Annotated in this window: 17 protein-coding genes; 4 read left to right on the top strand and 13 right to left on the bottom strand. The window is 55.9% G+C overall.

Translation table 11 applies throughout. From position 1 onward, the window contains the following. The 9 genes from nuoI to ABLU96_RS24265 all read right to left on the bottom strand — a co-directional run bounded on the left by nuoI (position 1) and on the right by ABLU96_RS24265 (position 10,737). A complete protein-coding gene (gene nuoI, locus ABLU96_RS24225; protein WP_004104066.1) occupies positions 1 to 543 on the bottom strand; it encodes an NADH-quinone oxidoreductase subunit NuoI in 543 nt (180 codons plus the stop codon). Between the two features lie 14 nt (positions 544 to 557). Further along, positions 558 to 1,535, bottom strand: coding sequence for an NADH-quinone oxidoreductase subunit NuoH (gene nuoH / locus ABLU96_RS24230; RefSeq protein WP_004104068.1), 978 nt, complete (start codon positions 1,533 to 1,535; stop codon positions 558 to 560). Further along, positions 1,532 to 4,258 carry an NADH-quinone oxidoreductase subunit NuoG gene (nuoG, locus tag ABLU96_RS24235; RefSeq protein ID WP_025106677.1) on the bottom strand — a complete coding sequence of 909 codons (2,727 nt, stop codon included), beginning with the start codon at positions 4,256 to 4,258 and terminating at the stop codon, positions 1,532 to 1,534. The genes nuoH and nuoG overlap by 4 nt, the downstream gene beginning before the upstream one ends. A 32-nt stretch (positions 4,259 to 4,290) precedes the next feature. Beyond that, on the bottom strand, positions 4,291 to 5,628 hold the full coding sequence (gene nuoF, locus ABLU96_RS24240; RefSeq protein ID WP_064404426.1) for an NADH-quinone oxidoreductase subunit NuoF: 1,338 nt from the start codon (positions 5,626 to 5,628) through the stop codon (positions 4,291 to 4,293). Next, on the bottom strand, positions 5,625 to 6,125 hold the full coding sequence (gene nuoE, locus ABLU96_RS24245) for an NADH-quinone oxidoreductase subunit NuoE (protein WP_004104075.1): 501 nt from the start codon (positions 6,123 to 6,125) through the stop codon (positions 5,625 to 5,627). The genes nuoF and nuoE overlap by 4 nt, the downstream gene beginning before the upstream one ends. Positions 6,126 to 6,127: 2 nt before the next feature. Then, complete coding sequence (nuoC, locus tag ABLU96_RS24250) at positions 6,128 to 7,936, bottom strand: NADH-quinone oxidoreductase subunit C/D (RefSeq protein WP_025106676.1); 1,809 nt, start codon at positions 7,934 to 7,936, stop codon at positions 6,128 to 6,130. 86 nt (positions 7,937 to 8,022) lie between these two features. Beyond that, on the bottom strand, positions 8,023 to 8,697 hold the full coding sequence (nuoB, locus tag ABLU96_RS24255) for an NADH-quinone oxidoreductase subunit NuoB (protein WP_002913178.1): 675 nt from the start codon (positions 8,695 to 8,697) through the stop codon (positions 8,023 to 8,025). A 15-nt stretch (positions 8,698 to 8,712) separates the two neighbouring features. Next, positions 8,713 to 9,159, bottom strand: a complete 447-nt coding sequence (gene nuoA, locus ABLU96_RS24260) for an NADH-quinone oxidoreductase subunit NuoA (RefSeq protein ID WP_004123140.1) — start codon at positions 9,157 to 9,159, stop codon at positions 8,713 to 8,715. Between the two features lie 651 nt (positions 9,160 to 9,810). Continuing rightward, positions 9,811 to 10,737, bottom strand: coding sequence for a LysR family transcriptional regulator (locus tag ABLU96_RS24265; RefSeq protein ID WP_014839121.1), 927 nt, complete (start codon positions 10,735 to 10,737; stop codon positions 9,811 to 9,813). An 887-nt stretch (positions 10,738 to 11,624) separates the two neighbouring features. Here ABLU96_RS24265 and alaA point away from each other — a divergent pair. Both alaA and yfbR read left to right on the top strand, forming a co-directional pair. Further along, positions 11,625 to 12,842 carry an alanine transaminase AlaA gene (gene alaA, locus ABLU96_RS24270; protein WP_004852849.1) on the top strand — a complete coding sequence of 406 codons (1,218 nt, stop codon included), beginning with the start codon at positions 11,625 to 11,627 and terminating at the stop codon, positions 12,840 to 12,842. A gap of 87 nt (positions 12,843 to 12,929) precedes the next feature. Continuing rightward, a complete protein-coding gene (gene yfbR / locus ABLU96_RS24275; protein WP_004852850.1) occupies positions 12,930 to 13,529 on the top strand; it encodes a 5'-deoxynucleotidase in 600 nt (199 codons plus the stop codon). Positions 13,530 to 13,581: 52 nt separating this feature from the next. On the opposite strand, the gene ABLU96_RS24280 is transcribed toward yfbR, so the two are convergent. The 4 genes from ABLU96_RS24280 to yfbV all read right to left on the bottom strand — a co-directional run bounded on the left by ABLU96_RS24280 (position 13,582) and on the right by yfbV (position 17,198). Beyond that, entirely contained in the window at positions 13,582 to 15,414 is a 1,833-nt protein-coding gene (locus ABLU96_RS24280) for an SLC13 family permease (RefSeq protein WP_014230256.1), read from the bottom strand. 76 nt (positions 15,415 to 15,490) lie between these two features. Continuing rightward, positions 15,491 to 16,150, bottom strand: a complete 660-nt coding sequence (locus tag ABLU96_RS24285) for a sugar phosphatase (protein ID WP_009654668.1) — start codon at positions 16,148 to 16,150, stop codon at positions 15,491 to 15,493. 11 nt (positions 16,151 to 16,161) lie between these two features. Then, the gene (locus ABLU96_RS24290; protein ID WP_004123152.1) at positions 16,162 to 16,656 is read right to left on the bottom strand and encodes a YfbU family protein; all 495 of its coding nucleotides are present in this window, start codon (positions 16,654 to 16,656) and stop codon (positions 16,162 to 16,164) included. A gap of 86 nt (positions 16,657 to 16,742) precedes the next feature. Then, positions 16,743 to 17,198 (bottom strand): terminus macrodomain insulation protein YfbV, encoded by a 456-nt coding sequence (gene yfbV / locus ABLU96_RS24295; RefSeq protein ID WP_004104090.1) that lies wholly within the window; start codon positions 17,196 to 17,198, stop codon positions 16,743 to 16,745. Positions 17,199 to 17,534: 336 nt separating this feature from the next. Here yfbV and ackA point away from each other — a divergent pair, with 336 nt between their 5' ends. Together ackA and pta are read left to right on the top strand one after the other, a co-directional pair. Next, positions 17,535 to 18,737: an acetate kinase gene (gene ackA / locus ABLU96_RS24300; RefSeq protein ID WP_004123156.1), complete on the top strand. Its 1,203-nt coding sequence runs from the start codon at positions 17,535 to 17,537 to the stop codon at positions 18,735 to 18,737. A 200-nt stretch (positions 18,738 to 18,937) separates the two neighbouring features. Next, complete coding sequence (gene pta / locus ABLU96_RS24305) at positions 18,938 to 21,082, top strand: phosphate acetyltransferase (protein WP_014230257.1); 2,145 nt, start codon at positions 18,938 to 18,940, stop codon at positions 21,080 to 21,082. Positions 21,083 to 21,116 lie beyond the last annotated feature (34 nt).

Here is a 21,116-nt window from a genome sequence, read left to right on the forward strand (position 1 = left end):
TTACGGTAACAGGCTCTTGACGTCGATAGGCTTAGCTTCGTTCTCTGCTTCGCCCTTATCTTTGCCGTCGATTGCCATACCCGCCATCCGGTAGAAGTTATATTCCGGGTATTTACCCGGACCGGAAATCAGCAGATCCTCTTTTTCGTACACCAGATCCTGACGTTTGTATTCGCCCAGCTCAAAATCCGGGGTCAACTGAATCGCCGTGGTCGGGCACGCTTCTTCGCACAGGCCGCAGAAAATGCAGCGCGAGAAGTTGATGCGGAAAAACTCCGGGTACCAGCGGCCGTCTTTGGTCTCCGCTTTTTGCAGAGAGATACAGCCTACCGGACAGGCTACCGCACACAGGTTACAGGCAACGCAGCGCTCTTCGCCGTCCGGATCGCGCGTCAGCACGATGCGGCCACGGTAGCGCGGCGGCAGATATACCGGCTCTTCCGGGTACATCCGAGTTTCACGTTTGGCAAAGGCGTGCATCCCGATCATGCAGATACTGCGGACCTGGGTGCCAAACCCTACCAATAATTCTTTTAAGGTCATGGTCAATTCACCCCTTATTGCGCCTGCCAGAGAATGACAGCCGCCGTTACCAACAAGTTGATCAGCGTTAACGGCAGGCATACCTTCCAGCCAAAGGACATTACCTGGTCATAGCGCGGACGCGGTAATGATGCGCGGATCAAAATGAACATCATCATAAAGAACGCGGTTTTCAGCGCGAACCAGATGAAAGGAGGTAACCATGGGCCATTCCAGCCGCCGAAGAACAGCGTCACAATCAGCGCCGATACGGTAACAATCCCGATATATTCACCGACGAAGAACAGACCGAACTTCATGCCGGAGTATTCGATGTGATAACCGTCAGCCAGCTCCTGTTCCGCTTCCGGTTGGTCAAACGGGTGACGGTGACATACCGCTACGCCCGCAATCGCAAAGGTCACGAAGCCAAAGAACTGAGGGATGACGTTCCACAGATGCGCCTGGTTGTTGACGATATCGGTCATGTTGAATGAACCGGCCTGCGCCACCACGCCCATCAGGGAAAGCCCGAGGAACACTTCGTAGCTCAGGGTCTGGGCAGAAGCACGCATCGCGCCAAGCAGCGAGTATTTGTTGTTGCTCGACCAGCCGGCGAACAGCACCGCATAGACCGCCAGACCTGCCATCATCAGGAAGAACAGGATCCCGATGTTCAGATCGGCCACCACCCACGTCGGGCTGACCGGCACAATGGCGAAGGCCAGCAGCAGCGAAGTAAAGGCAATCACCGGCGCCAGAGTAAAGATCACGCGATCCGAGAAGCGCGGAACCCAGTCCTCTTTAAAGAACATTTTGATCATGTCGGCGACGAGCTGCAGCGAACCGCCCCAGCCCACGCGGTTAGGCCCGTAACGGTTCTGGAACAGGCCCAGCAGACGACGTTCGCCAAAGCTCATAAACGCGCCGCAGGTCACCACCACCAGCAGAATCACCACCGCTTTAAGGATGCCTAACAGAATGTCGATGAGATCGGGAGTTAACCAACTCATGCTTTCGCCTCCTGCAGAGTATCAATACGCGCTCCGGTCAGCACCGGCGCAATCCCTGGCATGCCCATCGGTAAGCCAACCTGCCCTGCCGTCAGCCCCGCCGAGATTACCAGCGGCAGGCTAAGCGCCTGGCCATCAACGCTGAAGGAAACCATCGCCCCTTCGTTCACGCCAAGCTTCGCGGCATCTGCCGGGTTCAGCTTAACGTACGGCTGCGGCATGCGGCTCTGGAATACCGGAGCACGCTGCGACAGCTCGTCGCTGCCGAACAGATGGTAGTAAGGCGCGATACGCCATTTCCCTTCTTCAGCCTGGAAGCTTGCCGGTACCGCGGTAAAGTACTCAAGACCGCTGGCGGAGGCTTCAATCAGACGCACGCCCGGATCGCCGTGGCGCAGTTTACCGCCCACTTCATCCTGGAACTTGTTCCACGCCTGCGGGGAGTTCCAGCCCGGAGCCCAGGCAAAGGGAATTTGCGAGCGCGGCGCGGACGGCTGGTTGTTCCCTTCCATGGAGAAGGCAAACATGGTGTCTTTATCCTGCGGTTGACGGGGTTCATGCACGCTGATGTTGGCGCGCATCGCCGTACGACCGCTATAGCGGTGCGGTTCACGGGCCAGCTTCTGACCGCGAATGCGGAAGGTTGCATCCGGCGCGGCGTCTTTGATACCGGCCAGCTGCGGTAGCGCGGCAATGGCGGCGTCAATCACGTGGTCCAGCTGCGTCCAGTCAACCTGGCGATTGTTAACGGTGCTGTGCAATGAGTGCAGCCAGCGCCAGCTTTCCAGCATCACGGTTTTCGCGTCGTAGTAGGCCGGGTCGTAAACCTGGAAGAAGCGCTGGGCGCGACCTTCGTTGTTGACCACGGTACCGTCGCTTTCCGCGAAGCTTGCCGCGGAGAGCACCAGATGCGCTTTTTCCATAATCGCGGTACGCTGATGGTCAACCACCATGACCAGCGGCGCTTTCGCCAGCGCCGCGTCAACGCGGGCGGCTGAAGCGTGGCGGTGCAGGTCGTTTTCCAGCACGATAACCGCATCGGCGTTACCGGTCTCCAGTTCGCTCAGCGCCTCTTCAAGCGAGCCGCCGCCGATCATCCCGAGTCCTACGCTGTTCACTGCCCGGGCGACCATGGTCACGCCAACGTCAGCGCCGCGGCCTTTCAGGGCTTTCGCCACGTTGGCGGCGGCCTGAATCACCTCGATGCTGCCGGCGTTGGTTCCGGAAACAATCAGCGGTTTTTTCGCTCCGGCTAACGCCTGAACGATCACGTCGATTTTGCCTTTCAGCTCGCTGCTCAGCCCTTCGACCGCCGGCGCGCTATCGTCCAGCGCGTGGGCGATGGCGAAGCCTAGACGCGCCTGATCTTCCACCGGCGCGCGGTAGGTCCATGCGGCGATATCATCAAGACGCGTGTCGTCGATATTGGTCACGAACAGCGGATGCTTCGCGCGCTGGCCGATGTTAAGGATCGCGGCGATCTGCCAGTCGGCGACTTTCTGCGCCGCCGCCATTTCACGCGCTTTGCCTTTCACCGCCTGACGCACCGCCAGCGCGATACGCGCGCCGGTCTGGGTGATGTCCTCACCGAGGATCAGCACCGCATCGTAGGATTCGATCTCGCGCAGCGCCGGGGTATGAATACCGCCTTCGCGCAGCACTTTCAGCATCATCTGCAGGCGCGCTTGTTCGCCCTTCGCGATGCCGGTATAGAAGTTTTCGGCGCCGACCAGCTCGCGCAGCGCAAAGTTGCTTTCAATGCTGGCGCGCGGGGAGCCGATACCAATCACCTTCTTCGACTGGCGCAGGATATCTGCCGCCCCCTGCATCGCCTGTTCGGCGTTGAGGGTGATCAGATCGTCGCCGCGGCGCTGAACCGGCTGACGCGGACGATCTTTCAGATTGACATAGCCATAGCCGAAACGACCGCGGTCGCAGAGGAAGTAGCGGTTAACGGTACCGTTATAACGGTTTTCGATACGACGCAGTTCGCCGTAGCGCTCGCCGGGGCTGATGTTACAGCCGATGGAACACTGCTGGCAGATGCTTGGCGCAAACTGCATGTCCCACTTACGGTTATAGCGCTCGGAGTGCGTTTTATCGGTAAAGACGCCGGTCGGACAGACTTCCACCAGGTTACCGGAGAACTCGCTTTCCAGCGTACCGTCTTCCGGACGGCCAAAGTAGACGTTGTCGTGAGCGCCGTAAACGCCCAGGTCGGTACCGTCGGCATAGTCTTTGTAGTAGCGAACGCAGCGGTAGCAGGCGATGCAGCGGTTCATTTCGTGAGAGATGAACGGCCCCAGATCCTGGTTGCGGTGGGTACGCTTGGTAAAGCGGTAGCGACGGAAGCTATGACCGGTCATTACGGTCATATCCTGTAAGTGGCAGTTGCCGCCCTCTTCGCACACCGGACAGTCGTGCGGGTGGTTGGTCATCAGCCACTCAACTACGCTTTCGCGGAACTGCTTCGCTTCTGCGTCGTCGATGGAAATAAAAGTGCCGTCGGATGCCGGTGTCATACAGGACATCACCAGGCGGCCACGCGTGTCTTCCGCGTTCTGATATTGCTTCACCGCACACTGGCGGCAAGCACCAACGCTTCCCAGCGCCGGATGCCAGCAAAAGTAAGGAATATCAAGACCCAGAGAGAGACAAGCTTCTAACAGGTTGTCCGCTCCGTTGACCTCGTACTCTTTGCCGTCTACATGAATCGTAGCCATTAGCGTGCTTCCAAAATAAAAAAACCTTTAGATTACCAGCGCGTCTTAAGCAGGTTCGGCTGAATCCCGTTGATTGCATGGGTATTGCTGAACTGCTGTTTAATGCCAGCTTCGAATTCTTCGCGGAAATATTTAATCGCGCTCTGTAGCGGCTCAACCGCACCCGGCGCGTGTGCGCAGAAGGTTTTACCCGGACCGAGGAATCGACACAGTTGCTCAAGCGTCTCGATATCACCCGGCTGGCCTTCGCCGCGCTCGAGAGCGCGCAGAATTTTCACGCTCCACGGCAGACCGTCACGGCAAGGCGTACACCAGCCGCAGGACTCACGGGCAAAGAACTCTTCCAGGTTGCGTACCAGCGGCACCATGCCAATCTCATGGTCAACCGCCATCGCCAGCGCGGTGCCCAGACGGCTGCCCGCTTTACCAATGCTTTCGAACTCCATCGGCAGGTCGAGATGCGCTTCGGTCAAGAAGTCGGTGCCCGCGCCGCCCGGCTGCCAGGCTTTGAACTTCAGGCCATCGCGCATGCCGCCCGCGTACTCTTCGAGGATCTCGCGCGCGGTGGTGCCGAACGGCAGCTCCCAGACGCCCGGATTCTTCACGCGGCCGGAGAAACCCATCAGCTTGGTGCCGGCGTCTTTACTGGTCGAAATGTTCTGATACCACTCGACGCCGTTGGCCAGAATCGCCGGGACGTTGCACAGGGTTTCAACGTTGTTTACGCAGGTCGGTTTGCCCCAGACGCCCGAGCTGGCCGGGAACGGCGGCTTCGAACGTGGGTTGGCGCGGCGGCCTTCGAGGGAGTTAATCAGTGCGGTTTCTTCGCCGCAGATATAGCGCCCTGCCCCGGTGTGCACAAACAGTTCGAAGTCAAAACCGGTGCCAAGGATATTTTTACCCAACAGGCCCGCGTCGGTCGCTTCGGCAATGGCCCGGCGCAGATGCTGCGCCGCTTCGATATATTCGCCGCGCAGGAAGATATAGCCGCGCCACGCTTTCAGCGCGAACGCGGAGATCAGCATGCCTTCCACCAGCAGGTGCGGCAGCTGTTCCATCAGCAGGCGGTCTTTATAGGTACCCGGCTCCATTTCATCAGCGTTACACAGCAGGTAACGGATGTTCATGGACTCGTCTTTCGGCATCAGGCTCCACTTCAGACCGGTGGAAAAGCCCGCGCCGCCGCGCCCTTTCAGGCCAGCGTCTTTTACCGCAGTGACGATTTCATCCGGCGCCATGCCGGAGAGCGCTTTACGCGCCCCGGCGTAGCCGTTTTTACTCTGGTATTCATCCAGCCATACCGGCTGTTTGTCGTCGCGCAGACGCCAGGTTAACGGATGGGTTTCGGCAGTACGAATAATGGTTTTCATTTATACCGCTCCAGGAGGTCAGGAATCGCTTCCGGCGTCAGATAACTGTGAGTGTCCTCATCAATCATCATGGTCGGCCCCTTGTCGCAGTTGCCCAGGCAGCAGGTCGGCAGCAGGGTGAAGCGGCCATCAAAGGTGGTTTGACCCGGTTTGATATCCAGCTTCTTCTCAATCGCCGACTGAATGCCCTGGAACCCGGTGATGTGGCACACCACGCTGTCGCAGTAGCGAATCACGTGACGGCCCACCGGCTGGCGGAAAATCTGGCTGTAGAAGGTCGCAACGCCTTCTACGTCGCTGGCCGGGATCCCCAGCACATCGGCGATAGCGTAGATTGCGCCGTCCGGCACCCAGCCGCGCTGCTTCTGAACGATCTTCAGCGCTTCAATGGACGCCGCACGCGGGTCTTCGTAGTGGTGCTTCTCGTGCTCAATCGCCTCACGCTCTGCCGCACTCAGCTCAAAAGCCTCGGTTTGTGGTTGTTGATTCTCGTGCATAATTAGCGGTCCACGTCTGACATAACAAAATCGATACTACCCAGATAGACAATCAGGTCGGAGACCAGACTGCCGCGAATAGCGGCCGGGATCTGCTGCAGGTGCGCGAAGCTTGGCGTGCGCACGCGGGTACGGTAGCTCATGGTGCTGCCGTCGCTGGTCAGGTAGTAACTGTTAATACCCTTGGTCGCTTCAATCATCTGGAAGGATTCTTGCGCCGGCATGACCGGACCCCAGGAAACCTGCAGGAAGTGAGTAATCAGGGTTTCGATATGCTGCAGCGTGCGCTCTTTTGGCGGCGGCGTCGTCAGCGGATGATCCGCCTTGAACGGGCCTTCCGGCATGTTATCGAGGCACTGCTGAAGAATGCGCAGGCTCTGGCGCAGCTCTTCCACTTTCAGCATCACGCGGGTGTAGCAGTCGGAGACGCCACCGCCGGTCGGGATCTCAAAGTCGAAGTTTTCATAGCCAGAATAGGGACGCCATTTACGTACGTCGAAGCCGATGCCGGTCGCGCGCAGGCCCGCGCCGGTGGTGCCCCACTCCAGCGCCTCTTTCGCGTTGTAGGCGGCAACCCCTTTCGAACGACCGATGAGGATGGTGTTGCGCAGCGCGGCTTTCTCATAGGAATCCAGACGCTTCGGCATCCACTCGAGGAATTCGCGCAGCAGGCGATCCCAGCCGCGGGGCAGGTCGTGCGCGACGCCGCCGATACGGAACCAGGCCGGGTGCATACGGAAACCGGTAATCGCTTCCACCAGATCGTAGATCTTTTGACGGTCGGTAAAGGCAAAGAACACCGGCGTCATCGCCCCGACGTCCTGAATAAAGGTGGAGATGTACAGCAGATGGCTGTTGATACGGAACAGCTCGGAGAGCATCACGCGGATCACATTGACGCGATCCGGCACGGTTATCCCCGCCAGTTTCTCAACCGCCAGCACGTAAGGCATTTCGTTAACGCAGCCGCCGAGATATTCAATACGGTCGGTATACGGAATGTAGCTGTGCCAGGACTGGCGCTCGCCCATTTTCTCGGCGCCGCGGTGGTGGTAGCCGATATCTGGCACGCAGTCGATGATCTCTTCGCCATCAAGCTGCAGAATAATACGGAACGCACCGTGAGCGGAGGGGTGGTTCGGGCCGAGGTTAAGGAACATGAAGTCCTCGTTTTCGGTCCCGCGCTTCATGCCCCACTCTTCCGGTTTGAAGGTCAGCGCTTCCATTTCCAGATCCTGTTTGGCTTTGGTCAGCTCAAACGGGTCAAATTCGGTGGCGCGCGCCGGGTAGTCTTTACGCAGCGGGTGACCTTCCCAGGTCGGCGGCATCATGATGCGGCGCAGGTTCGGGTGACCATCGAAGGTCACGCCAAACATCTCCCAGGTTTCACGCTCATACCAGTTGGCGTTAGGGAACAGTTTGGTGAAGGTCGGCAGATGCAGATCGTTTTCAGACAAGGCAACCTTGAGCATGATGTCGCGGTTGCGGTCTATGGAAATCAGATGATAGAAAACGGAAAAATCCGCGGCGGGTAAACCGTCGCGGTGCGTGCGCAGACGTTCATCCATGCCGTGCAGGTCAAACAGCATCACGTAAGGCTTCGGCAATTTCCTCAGGAAATCACCCACCTCAAGCAGCTGTTCACGCTTCACCCAAACCACCGGAACGCCGGTGCGGGTTGGCTGAACGGTAAAGGCATCCGGCCCAAAACGGTTGCGCAGTTCGCCGATCACCGGGTCATCAAGGTGATCGCGGGTTTGCCAGGCTGGTGCGGCGTCATGCGCGGTTAAATCGGTCATATTGTTCACCATTGCAAAAGGTCCGTGGTGACTGCCGGCGAGGCTTCGCGCTGTAGTAGATTGATTTGCGAAGTTTTTATCCCGCCCGCAGGCGCAAGTTAAATCTCGTCCGGAGTCCGCAGATTGGTCACTGCAATACGTTCGCCGCGTTTACGCTCGCGTTCCGACTGCATATTGGCGCGGTACACGCCCTGATCGCCAACCACCCACGAGAGCGGACGGCGTTCTTTACCAATGGATTCCTGCAGCAGCATCAGCGCCTGCATATAAGCTTCCGGACGCGGCGGGCAGCCCGGGATGTAAACATCGACCGGAATAAACTTATCCACGCCCTGGACGACAGAGTAAATATCGTACATTCCGCCGGAGTTGGCGCATGCGCCCATCGAGATAACCCACTTCGGCTCCAGCATCTGGTCATAAAGACGCTGAATGACCGGCGCCATTTTGGTAAAGCAGGTGCCGGCAACCACCATCAGGTCAGCCTGACGCGGGGAGGCACGTAATACTTCTGCACCAAAGCGCGCAACGTCATGCACCGCGGTGAATGACGTCACCATTTCCACGTAGCAGCAAGAAAGGCCGAAGTTGTAAGGCCAGATTGAGTTCTTACGGCCCCAGTTCACCATGTCATGCAAGGCGTGTTCGAGTTTCCCCATATACACGCTTTTATTGACTTCTTGCTCCAGGGGGTCGGTTACGATCTCCTGTTTTTGCAGGGGGTAACGGTCGTTCTCACCGTTAGGATCGATGCGGGTGAGCGTATAATCCATCTTATTGCCTCGCTTTTACTGCGTATGACGGTTAGTGGGACTGTCTGTTTCCGGGTTAACCAGCGTGCGACGGGAGCGCGCAGGCGTCCAGTCCAGTGCGCCGATACGAACGAGGTAAACCAGACCAGCCAGTAGCACTAAAATGAAAATTGCGGCTTCCACAAAGCCGACCCAGCCGCTTTCACGGATAGAAGTCGACCATGCGTAGAGATACAGGGCTTCCACGTCGAAGATAACGAAGAACATGGCAACCAGATAAAACTTCGCAGAAAGACGTAAGCGAGCCGAACCGACGGAGTCGATCCCGGATTCAAACGGCGTGTTCTTGCTTCGCGCGCGCGCGCGTCCGCCAAGGTACCAGCCGCCGACGAGCATCAGGCAGCACAGGCCGATAGCGATGATGAGAAATATAGCGAATGCCCAATGATGAGCGATGACTTCAGTGGATGTTGACATACGCATTGCTTAACCAAAAAAGTGTAGCGCTAAAACCCTCTGCTCTTACTGGCAGATGAACGCCACAGCGTTTCACGGGGAGGAATAAAAAAATAGCCGTGCAAAAAAGCGTCCCTGGGTGATGTGGAAGGCCAGTTGCGGTGGCTTTTTACTCCTTTCATTAACCTTTTGTCAACTTTAACAAAAGTTTTCACAACATTAATTTACATTGGATTTTTTTCATTAACATTAAATGCCCTTTCATGCGGAATAACCTTGCATACTGTTCGGCTTTAGTGTTGTTGAATCGTGTCCGTTTCCGCCGTAAATCAAAATGGCCCGCCTATTTTGACAGGATTCAGACACGATTCCTCCCCCTAAGGAGGGGTATTTTCTTGATCTGCGACACGCTTTTGTTAATTCAACCAAGAAAACAGCAACAAACCAGATGGTTTTTTAACATTAGCAGGAAGTATTGAAAGTGCAGAGAAAAGTCGAGAAATGAGAGGAGGAGCGGATCTAACTTACTGATTTAGCTCAAAAGAAATCAACAAAAGTTTCCATTAATCAATAAAATTTGAAAAAAACGAACCGCAGCGGCAATTTCACACGTCTGGGGTTCGTTTTTACACTTACATTTTGTTACCAGTTTTTGTGATGTTTGTTAGCTTTTCCCGCTCAGGAAATAAGGGAATTATCTCCCCCTTCGGGAGTATAAACGCGTTGCGTTGACCACGGCTGGTACTCTGCGCTCAACGACTGAAAAATGGCCTGCGTCAGCTCGCTTGCCTTCTGCGGATTGCAGTTCAGCATGTAGCGGGTATCCGGCAGTACGGGTAAACCGTCACTCCGGCCCGGTACGCGAAATTCGGGGCTCATCATCTCTACCGGCTGCGCGGTCACGCCAAGCCCGGCTTTCACCGCCGCCTTCACCCCCGCCATTGAGCTTGCCGCATGGGAAAGATGCCACGCAACGCCGGCGGCGTTGAGTACCTCAACGATCTCTTCCCGAAACGGATCCGGGGCATCCAGCAAAACAAGCGGGACAGACTCGCCCTGAGGGAGGACATAATCCGCTGCGCAGTACCACAGCGTTGGCGACGTGCGCAGCGTCAGCATGTCAGAACCCTTGGTTTGTCGGGTCGTCAGCGCAAGATCGATTGCCCCGCTCTTCAGCATATCGACGATATCAAGGTGTTTGAGGACTTTGATTTCCAGCGTCAGCCTGGGATAAAAACTACCAATCCGGTTTAACAGGCACGGTAAAATGGTATCCGCCGTCTCATCAGAGGCTCCGACAGTCAGCGTTCCCTGCAGGCTGCCAAACATGAGCGACATACAGGCTTCATCATTAAAGCGCAGAATTTTCCGCGCATAGCCCAGCAGCTGAATGCCCTGCTCGGTCAGAAGCTTATTGCGCCCGTGGCGAGCAAAAAGCTCTTTGCCAACCAGCTGCTCCAGCCGCTGCATCTGCTGGCTCACCGCTGACTGGGTCCGGCGCACCGCGACGGCGGCAGCGGCAAAGGTACTGAGATCGGCGACGGCAACAAAGGTTCTCAAGAGATCGAGGTCTAAATTTAGTATCGAACGATTTTCATTTATCATATTTGCTTCACATTCAGGCGGCTAATGCTTACCTGCCTTGTTGATGCTGTGCTCCAGGCTTCCGGCTAATCCTTAAGCTTCGCGTTACCCGCCAGAGACGGACGGATGAACAACTGGACGAACGTTATTGCATTAGAAAGCACTCATCCGCAGCAAATGCGCGGAATTTCAGAGTAATATTTTGCTCGTACGCCTAAGCGCTTTTAATTACGACGCATTTGTTTTTGTGATGTAACGCAAAAAATAGCCGTCAATGACCATTGTCTGCATCCTCACCGGCGACAAACCTTGCCATCGGGCTCAGGCAGAACAAAAACCTGCAATAACAATGTATTAATAAAGAAATAAGCTACCTGGCATAGCCATATGTCGGTATTAACGGCGATATTCTAACCGAAAACCACAATATTTATAAGCGTTAATCAGTATTATCTCAGGCCACTTTAAATGCTGGTCAGCACTTTAATTAAATTAACAGATCTAAGAATATTCCTTGCATAAAATAAAACTCATTTAGCTATTAAATACTTTCATTAAAAATATCTAGCAAAGTTGTTACAACCTTCAGCGTATTGTGAATTAAACGTTCACCAGACGATGATTCGTTTTACGCGCAAAAAACAAGCGCCGGTCCTCTTTAAATCAACAAACCAGATAAACGTTCGCCAAAACACCACCAGGCACAATATAAGACCATCAATAAAAGTATTAAAGGTGTAATGTATAAACAAAAGCGCAGCTCACCAGACAAATTGATTAAACCAAAAAGCGATGAATAGCAAAATCTTCTCCTGTTAACCCTTCAAAACAGCGGGGAGGCGGAGTACATTATTCCGTGCTGACTTCCACGGCAGGGAGTGGCGATAACAGCTAAAAGGTCAAGGTTCATGTCCCCCATCGAAAAATCCAGCAAGTTAGATAACGTCTGTTACGACATCCGCGGCCCGGTTCTGAAAGAGGCGAAACGCCTTGAAGAAGAAGGCAATAAAGTCCTGAAGCTGAACATCGGCAACCCAGCGCCGTTTGGCTTTGACGCGCCTGACGAGATCCTCGTTGACGTTATCCGCAACCTCCCTACCTCGCAGGGCTACAGTGATTCAAAGGGCCTCTATTCCGCCCGTAAGGCCATCATGCAGCATTACCAGGCCCGCGGTATGCGTGATGTGACGGTCGAAGATATCTATATCGGTAACGGCGTTTCGGAGCTTATCGTCCAGGCCATGCAGGCGCTGCTGAACAGCGGCGATGAAATGCTGGTCCCGGCGCCGGATTATCCGCTGTGGACCGCCGCGGTCGCGCTTTCCAGCGGTAAAGCGGTGCACTATCTTTGCGATGAGTCTTCCGACTGGTTCCCGGACCTCGACGATATCCGCGCGAAAATCACCCCGCGTACCCGCGGCATCGTGATTATCAACCCGAATAACCCAACCGGCGCGGTGTACTCAAAAGAGCTGCTGATGGAGATCGTCGAGATCGCCCGCCAGCATAACCTGATTATTTTCGCCGATGAGATCTACGATAAGATCCTCTACGATGAAGCGCAGCACCACTCAATTGCGCCGCTGGCCCCGGATCTACTCACCGTTACCTTTAACGGCCTGTCAAAAACCTACCGCGTTGCCGGCTTCCGCCAGGGCTGGATGGTGCTGAACGGGCCGAAGAAACACGCAAAAGGCTATATCGAAGGCCTGGAGATGCTGGCCTCTATGCGCCTGTGCGCCAACGTCCCGGCCCAGCATGCGATCCAAACCGCTCTCGGCGGCTATCAGAGCATCAGCGAATTTATTGTTCCCGGCGGACGCTTGTATGAACAGCGTAATCGCGCCTGGGAGCTGATTAACGACATTCCGGGCGTCTCGTGCACTAAGCCGAAAGGCGCGCTGTATATGTTCCCGAAAATCGACGCTAAACGCTTTAATATTCACGATGACCAGAAGATGGTGCTCGATTTTCTGCTGCAGGAGAAAGTCCTGCTGGTTCAGGGTACCGCCTTTAACTGGCCGTGGCCGGACCACGTGCGTATTGTGACCCTTCCGCGCGAAGACGATCTTGAAATGGCAATTACCCGTTTCGGGCGTTTCCTTTCCGGCTACCACCAGCTCTGATTTTATCTGTCCAGCCGCCGGGATTTGCATCCGGCGGCAATCCCTGCGCACAATGGCACCCGACGTCGTAACTGATTAAGGGTTCCTATGAGTCAGAGTCATTTCTTTGCCCACCTCTCCCGCCTGAAACTGATCAACCGCTGGCCGCTGATGCGTAATGTGCGCACCGAAAACGTCTCCGAACACAGCTTACAGGTCGCGATGGTGGCCCATGCGCTGGCGGCGATCAAAAATCGTAAATTCGGCGGCCGGGTTAACGCCGAACGCATCGCGCTGCTGGCGATGTATCACGATGCCTCGGAAGTCCTGACCGGCGACCTGCCGACGCCGGTAAAATATTTCAATTCGCAGATCGCGCAAGAGTACAAAGCCATCGAAAAAATCGCCCAGCAGAAGCTGGTCGATATGGTTCCTGATGAACTGCGCGACATTTTTGAACCGCTGATCGATGAACATCACTACAGCGAAGAGGAAAAATCCCTTGTCAAGCAGGCGGATGCGCTTTGCGCCTACCTGAAGTGTCTGGAAGAGCTATCGGCGGGGAACAATGAATTTCTGCTGGCCAAAGGCCGCCTTGAGAAAACGCTGGAATCGCGCCGCAGCGCAGAGATGGACTACTTTATGCAGGTGTTCGTCCCGAGCTTCCATCTTTCCCTCGATGAAATCAGCCAGGATTCGCCTTTATAACCCCACACTTCCCCGGCCAGCGTCAGCCTGACCGGGGAAGGATGCCGCTGAATCAGAACGGAAACAGCACCGGGATCAGCAGGACGCACACCACCATCACCAGGAGGGTGAACGGCACGCCGATTTTGACAAAATCGCTGAATGAATATTTCCCCGGCCCCAGCACCAGGGTGTTCACCGGCGACGATACCGGGGTCATAAACGCCGCCGAGGCCGCCATGGCGACCACCATCGCAAAGGGATAAGGCGAAACGCCCATCGACTTTGCCGCGGCCAGCGCAATGGGCGCCATCAGCACCGCGGTGGCGGTATTGGAAATAAACAGGCCGATAGCCGCGCACATTACGAACAGGCAGCCAAGCATCAGGTACGGTCCTTTGCTCCCCGCCACATCCATGAGTCCCTGAACCACCAGATCCACGCCGCCGGTTTTCTGCAGCGCCAGAGCAAAAGGCATCATTCCGACAATCAAGATAATGCTCGGCCAGTGGATAGCTTTATAGGCGCTCTCGGCGTTAATACAGCGGAATTTCCCCATCAGCAGGCAGGCAATGATGGCCGCTATAGGGTTAGGAATTTCGTCAGTCAGCATCAGTGCGACCATCAGCACCAGACAGAAAATCGCGTGCGGCGCCTGGCTGTGCGCCGGCGAGGCGTCGTTGACCTCGATGGGCATATTCAGCACCACAAAGTCACGGCCCCGCTTAGCCAGCAGCGCTATCTGCCGCCAGTTGCCCACCACCAGCATGATATCGCCAAGCTGCAAGGCTTCATCGGTCACCGCGCCGTCAAGGGCTTTGCCATCGCGTTTCAGCCCCACGATGTTCAAATCAAAACGGGTACGAAAAGCGATTTCGCGCACCGACTTGCCAATCAGTTCTGAATCCGGGATCAGAGAGACTTCCGCCATCCCCACGTCCAGCGCCTGATCGGAAAAATATTCGCCGCGCAGCACCATCGGTTCGAGCATCTGCTCGCCGCAGAACTGGCGTAAATCCACGTCTGAGGCCGACATATCGATCAGCAAGACGTCGCGGGCGCGGAATTCCGATACGCCGTTAACGTTAACGATAACCCGTCGAAAGCGCCGCCAGCGCTCAACGCCGATAACGTTCGCCCCGTAGCGCTCGCGTAGCTTCAGGTCGTCCAGGCGCTGGCCAATCATCGGCGAGCCGGGGCGTATGGCCAGGCGGCGCGCGCGCCCCGTGAGATGATAATCTTTAATGAGATCGCGGAAGGTGCTTCTTTTTCGGCCATCTCGCGCTTGCTCGCCCTCTTCCCCTTTGAGCATAAAGCGCATCACCAGCATATAGAAAACGCCCAGAACCAGCACCACCAGACCTATCGGCGTAACGCTAAAAAAGCTGAATCCTTGCAGCCCTTCGCGTAAAAGTTCGCTGTTAACGACCAGGTTGGGCGGTGTGGCCACCAGGGTCATCATCCCGCTGATAAGTCCGGCAAAACTGAGCGGCATCATCAACCGCGAAGGGGAGGTGTTCATGCGCATCGACACGCTGAGCACCACGGGGATAAAAATGGCCACCACGCCGGTCGAGCTCATAAACGCCCCTAATCCGGCAACGGTTAACATCAAATAGACCAGCATTTTGGTTTCGCTGTTCCCGGCAACCTTCACCAGCCAGGAGCCCATTTTGGTGGCGACCCCGGTGCGCACCAGCCCATCGCCAATAATAAAAAGCGCGGCAATAAGAATAACGTTAGGATCGCTAAAACCGGAGAAGGCCTCGCTGAGCGTTAAAGTGTCGCTGAGGACGAAAGCGACAATCACCAGCAATGCGATAGCGTCCATGCGCACTTTTCCGGTGGCAAAGAGCACGACGGCTACGGCAAGAAGAGATAACACCCAAATCAATTCACCGTTCACAACTTATCCTTGTCAGAAGATGGAGTTGGAAGTCTGGCATAAAAAAGCCCCGCCGGCGCGGGGCTAAATCATGAGATTAATCTTTAAGGATAATATTCACGTTGCCGTCAGGCAGGCGTTCAACCTGCAGGCTCTCCAGCGTCGTTAATACTAAATCCGCTTCATCAAGACGCGGCGCATCGGCGGGCACATTGACCGCGATGGTGCGACAGCCGGCATTCAGCCCGGCGAGCAGACCGGCAGGCGCATCCTCCACGACGGCGCAATCCCCCGGCGCCAGCCCCAACAGTTCAGCCCCCAGCAGGTAGGCGTCCGGTGCGGGTTTCCCGTGCTTTACGCGCTCGGCGGTAACAAAAACCTTCGCCTCAGGCAGCCCCGCGGCACGATGACGAGCGTGGGCGACGGGTATCGAACCCGACGTCACGATCGCCCACGGAATCCCCGCGCGATCGAGCGTCCTGAGCAACGCCACCGCGCCCGGCAGCGCCGTTACGCCATCCGTATCCGTTGCTTCTACCGTTTCCAGCAGGGTGAACTCTGCCTGAATCTCCTCTTCGCTGCGGCCGGGGAGAAAATGACGCAACGAGGTTATCGCCTGTTTGCCATGAATGAAGTTCAGCACTTCATCATGAGGGATACTGAACCGATCCGCCCATTTGCACCACGAACGCTCCACTACCGGCAACGAATCGACCAATGTCCCGTCAAGATCAAACAGGAAACCTTTACACTGCACGGGAACCTCCATCAGGCGTTGATAATTTGGTTAATTTCGTTACTGCTTAAATGGTACTGACGCGGGCAGGAGTGCCAGGTGCTCAGCATGCGCTGGTATTTTTCCCACATCGGGGTCTGGGAGTTAAAACCGTGAGTGCCGGCGTCAAAGTGGCTGTAGCGCCCTTCAACGTTAACCATAAAGCGAACATAGCCGAGATAGCGGGCTTCGGTCGCCACGTCGAAGCCGAGGAAGGTGACCCGACGCTCGTCAATTCCGCTGGCATCCTTCAGGTTCGTCCAGGAGACATGCAGCGCGTGATACATCTCCATGATATCAATGATGGTACGACACGTTTCCTCGGTAAGCTGGCCAAACTCGCGGTCCAGCTCGCGCATCTGCAGCCCGTATCCACGCTCAATGATGGTCTGCAGGCGGCGGTAACGTTCAGCGTTGTCCGGATCGAGCATCGTCATCATTTTGTATTGATTCGACAGAATCAGACGCTGCGCATTGGTCATTTCCATTTTTGACTCCTGTGGCACTTTTACGACGTGAAAAAAGAAGGCGCATAATTCATGCGCCTTCTTTTATATGCGTTTTCCCGATGCAATTACAAATCATCAAGGAAAGTTTTATCCAGTTGTTTGAAGGCGCGCTTAAGCGTGTCAGCTAAAGCCTGATAATCCGGCTTGCCGTCAACCGGCGTCAGCGCTTGTCCCGCCTCCTGCAGTTTACCCCGTACTTCATAAAACCAGTTCAGTATCGACGGCGGCAGCGGCGTTACCGAACGCTTACCCAGCCACCATAAGCCTTGCATCGGCAGACTCAGCGCGAACAGCGCGGTAGCCACGGCAGGGCCCAGCTGGCCGCCGAGGGCGATTTGCCAGCACAGCGTGAAAATCGCCACCGGCGGCATGATGCGAATCGCATAGCGCGTGGCGCGAATAATACGGTTTTCAATAAACACCGGGGCAAGGCGCTTATCCAGGGGCCAGGTCTTTGCATAGTGCTGCCCGTGGCGAAACAAGCCAAAAAAACTCACAGGGCGATTCTCGGGACCGGACATGGCTTACCTCAACTTTACATATAAAACTTAAAAAATTTGTGCAAAACACCAACTGTGCATGACAACGTTCAAAAGATTTTGGCAATGGCGGCCTCAATCAGGTATTCTGTGCGCACCTGAGGGGCGGTTAGACCCTTTTACCAGGTTAGTCAAATTATCGCATATTCTGCCACCGGCTGAAAATTATGCAAAATGACATAAAATCAAATGTACTTCTCTCATCGTGCCCGAAAACAGTACAAGGCATGATGTTAATCATAAATGTCGATGTCATCCTGCGCTACGCTTTGTGACACACTGACGTTTTTTTAGCCACGTATCATAAAAGGTACTTCCATGTCGAGTAAGTTAGTACTGGTTCTGAACTGCGGTAGCTCCTCTCTGAAATTCGCTATCCTTGATGCCGTCAACGGCGACGAATACCTGTCTGGTTTAGCAGAATGTTTCCATCTTCCTGAAGCCCGTATCAAATGGAAAATGGACGGCAGCAAGCAAGAAGCCGAATTAGGCGCTGGCGCTGCTCACAGTGAAGCGCTGAACTTTATCGTTAACACTATTCTGGCACAAAAACCAGAACTGTCTGCTCAGCTGACCGCAATCGGCCACCGCATCGTTCACGGTGGTGAAAAATACACCAGCTCCGTCGTTATCGATGACTCCGTGATTCAGGGAATCAAAGACTCCGCCTCTTTCGCTCCGCTGCACAACCCGGCGCACCTGATCGGTATCGCTGAGGCGCTGAAATCTTTCCCTAATCTGAAAGACAAGAACGTTGCCGTGTTCGACACCGCGTTCCATCAGACCATGCCGGAAGAATCTTACCTCTATGCCCTGCCGTACAGCCTGTACAAAGAACACGGCGTACGTCGCTACGGCGCGCACGGCACCAGCCACTTCTATGTGACTCAGGAAGCCGCGAAAGTTCTGAACAAACCGGTTGAAGAACTGAACATCATCACCTGCCATCTGGGCAACGGTGGTTCCGTTTCCGCTATCCGCAACGGTAAATGCGTTGACACTTCCATGGGGCTGACTCCGCTGGAAGGTCTGGTTATGGGTACGCGTTCTGGCGATATCGACCCGGCAATCATTTTCCATCTGCACGATGCCCTGGGCATGAGCGTAGACGCCATCAACAAAATGCTGACCAAAGAGTCCGGTCTGCTCGGTCTGACCGAAGTGACCAGCGACTGCCGCTACGTTGAAGACAACTACCAGGAAAAAGCTGACGCTAAACGTGCCATGGACGTTTACTGCCACCGCCTGGCGAAATATATCGGCTCCTACACCGCGCTGATGGACGGTCGTCTGGACGCCGTCGTATTCACCGGTGGTATCGGTGAGAACGCCGCGATGGTTCGCGAACTGTCTCTGGGCAAACTGGGCGTACTGGGCTTTGAAGTTGATCACGAGCGCAACCTGGCTGCCCGTTTCGGCAAGTCTGGCTTCATCAACAAAGAAGGCACTCGCCCGGCTATCGTCATTCCGACCAACGAAGAGCTGGTCATCGCGCAAGACGCCAACCGTCTGACCGCCTGATTCCACACCGCCAGCCATAACCCTAAATAATTCGAGTTGCAGGAAGGCGGCGACGCAGAGAATCCCCAGGAGCGTACGAGTAGTACGTAACTGGGGTGAGCGAGTAAAGCCAACGCACATGCAACTTGAAGTATGACGGGAAGCTGGTGGTGCAGTTTTGTATCCCGCCTGATACTGGCGGTAACGAAAGAGGATATATCGTGTCCCGTACAATCATGCTGATCCCTACCGGAACCAGCGTAGGCCTGACCAGCGTCAGCCTCGGTGTTATCCGTGCTATGGAACGTAAAGGCGTTCGTCTGAGCGTCTTTAAACCTATCGCTCAACCGCGTGCCGGTGGCGATGCGCCAGACCAGACTACCACTATTATTCGCGCGAACTCCGACCTTCCGGCCGCAGAACCGCTGAAGATGAGCCACGTTGAGTCGCTGCTCTCCAGCAACCAGAAAGACGTGCTGATGGAAGAGATCATCGCCAACTACCACGCCAACGCTCAGGATGCGGAAGTGGTGCTGGTTGAAGGTCTGGTCCCGACCCGCAAACATCAGTTTGCCCAGTCTCTGAACTACGAAATCGCGAAAACGCTGAACGCTGAAATCGTTTTTGTGATGTCCCAGGGTACCGATACTCCGGAACAGCTGAAAGAGCGCATTGAGCTGACTCGCAGCAGCTTCGGCGGCGCGAAAAACACCAGCGTCACCGGCGTGATCGTCAACAAGCTGAATGCGCCAGTTGACGAACAGGGCCGTACTCGCCCTGACCTGTCGGAAATCTTCGACGACTCTTCCAAAGCAAAAGTCGTGAAGATCGATCCGGCTCAGCTGCAGAGCGGTAGCCCATTACCGGTTCTGGGCGCGGTGCCGTGGAGCTTCGATCTGATCGCCACCCGCGCGATTGATATGGCGCATCACCTGAACGCCACCATCATCAACGAAGGCGACATCAATACCCGTCGCGTGAAGTCCGTCACCTTCTGTGCGCGTAGCATTCCGCACATGCTGGAACACTTCCGCGCAGGCTCCCTGCTGGTCACTTCCGCAGACCGTCCTGACGTTCTGGTCGCCGCCTGCCTGGCCGCGATGAACGGCGTGGAAATCGGCGCTATCCTGCTGACCGGCGGCTACGAAATGGACGCCCGCATCAGCAAACTGTGCGAACGCGCGTTTGCAACCGGCCTGCCGGTATTCATGGTTAACACCAACACCTGGCAAACCTCTCTGAGCCTGCAGAGCTTCAACCTGGAAGTTCCGGTTGACGATCACGAGCGCATCGAGAAAGTTCAGGAATACGTGGCTAACTATATCAACGCCGACTGGATTGAATCGCTGACCGCAACTTCCGAGCGCAGCCGTCGCCTCTCTCCGCCAGCCTTCCGCTATCAGCTTACCGAGCTGGCGCGTAAAGCAGGCAAGCGCGTCGTGCTGCCGGAAGGCAACGAGCCGCGTACCGTTAAAGCCGCGGCTATCTGCGCCGAGCGCGGTATCGCCACCTGCGTACTGCTGGGTAACCCGGATGAAATCACCCGCGTGGCCGCCTCTCAGGGCGTAGAGCTGGGCGCCGGTATTGAAATCGTTGACCCGGAAGTGGTTCGCGAAAGCTACGTTGCTCGCCTGGTCGAGCTGCGTAAGAGCAAGGGTATGACCGAAGCGGTTGCCCGCGAGCAGCTGGAAGACAACGTGGTTCTCGGCACGCTGATGCTGGAACAGGACGAAGTTGACGGTCTGGTATCCGGCGCGGTTCACACCACCGCCAACACCATCCGTCCGCCGCTGCAGCTGATCAAAACGGCGCCGGGCAGCTCCCTGGTCTCCTCCGTATTCTTCATGCTGCTGCCGGAACAGGTTTACGTTTACGGCGACTGCGCGATCAACCCGGATCCGACCGCTGAACAGCTGGCTGAAATCGCCATCCAGTCCGCAGACTCCGCAATTGCCTTCGGCATCGAACCGCGCGTGGCCATGCTCTCCTACTCCACCGGCACCTCTGGCGCCGGCAGCGATGTAGAGAAAGTACGCGAAGCCACGCGTCTGGCGCAGGAAAAACGTCCTGACCTGATGATCGACGGCCCGCTGCAGTACGATGCGGCGGTCATGGCTGACGTTGCGAAATCCAAAGCGCCGAACTCCCCGGTTGCCGGCCGCGCGACCGTGTTCATCTTCCCGGATCTGAACACCGGTAACACCACTTACAAAGCCGTACAGCGTTCTGCCGACCTGATCTCCATCGGGCCGATGCTGCAGGGGATGCGTAAGCCGGTGAACGACCTGTCCCGTGGCGCGCTGGTTGACGATATCGTCTATACCATCGCCCTGACCGCGATTCAGTCGTCCCAGCAGCAAGCATAATCTGCCCGCTGCATGAAAAAAGGCGACCGGATGG

Origin of the sequence: Klebsiella sp. CN_Kp106, from assembly GCF_040064575.1 — a bacterium.
GTDB lineage: Bacteria > Pseudomonadota > Gammaproteobacteria > Enterobacterales > Enterobacteriaceae > Klebsiella > Klebsiella michiganensis.